At 65.8% G+C, this 667-nt stretch carries 2 protein-coding genes; one reads left to right on the top strand and one right to left on the bottom strand.

The window, feature by feature from the left end; all coding sequences use genetic code 11:
- A partial coding sequence (locus GOALK_RS19485) for an arsenate-mycothiol transferase ArsC (protein ID WP_006360548.1) occupies positions 1-290 on the top strand: 290 nt, incomplete at its 5' end.
- A 23-nt stretch (positions 291-313) separates the two neighbouring features.
- On the opposite strand, the gene GOALK_RS19490 is transcribed toward GOALK_RS19485, so the two are convergent.
- On the bottom strand, positions 314-667 hold a 354-nt coding region (locus tag GOALK_RS19490; RefSeq protein ID WP_006360549.1), incomplete at its 5' end, for an ArsI/CadI family heavy metal resistance metalloenzyme.

Here is a 667-nt window from a genome sequence, read left to right on the forward strand (position 1 = left end):
CGAAAATCGGCGGCCAGGTCAACGACCTGTCCGCCCAGGCGCTCGCCGAAGTCGGCGCCACCGTGGACGGACATCAGCCGCGCCAACTCACCGACGAACTGATGCAAACTGCAGATCTCGTCGTGGTGGTCGGCACCGCCGACGTCACCCCACCCGACGGCGTCGCCCTCGAAGTGTGGAACACCGACGAACCCTCCGAACGGGGCATCGACGGCATCGAACGGATGCGACTAATCCGCGACGACATCACCAACCGGATCCGCGCCCTCGCCGACCGCATCGCGCGGTAGGCGAGAGCGCAAGCCACGACCCCTCAGCAGCAAGCAGTGCGCACCTCAGCCGGTTCGGCGGCGCTGCCACCGCAGCACACCGAACCCTGCTCGACGTCATCGTTGGCGTTCTGCTCCAACAGTTTCGGGCTGGTCCCGAACGTGTCGGAGTCGGCGAGCACGGTGTAGACCTCCCACTTCTCGTTCGCCGGTCCGGTCACCCAGACCTTGTCCTGGGTTGCGAAACAGCAGGTGGAGTTGATCTCCTCCTGGGTGAACAGGCCCTCCCCGGACAGCCTGGCGATCTCGGCGTGCACCTTCTCGCTCGATTCGACCTCGACGCCGAGGTGGTTGATCGTGCCGCCCTGGCCGGGGTTCTCTAGCAGCACCAGTTTCAG

The sequence above is a fragment of the Gordonia alkanivorans NBRC 16433 genome (assembly GCF_000225505.1).
GTDB classification, from domain to species: domain Bacteria; phylum Actinomycetota; class Actinomycetes; order Mycobacteriales; family Mycobacteriaceae; genus Gordonia; species Gordonia alkanivorans.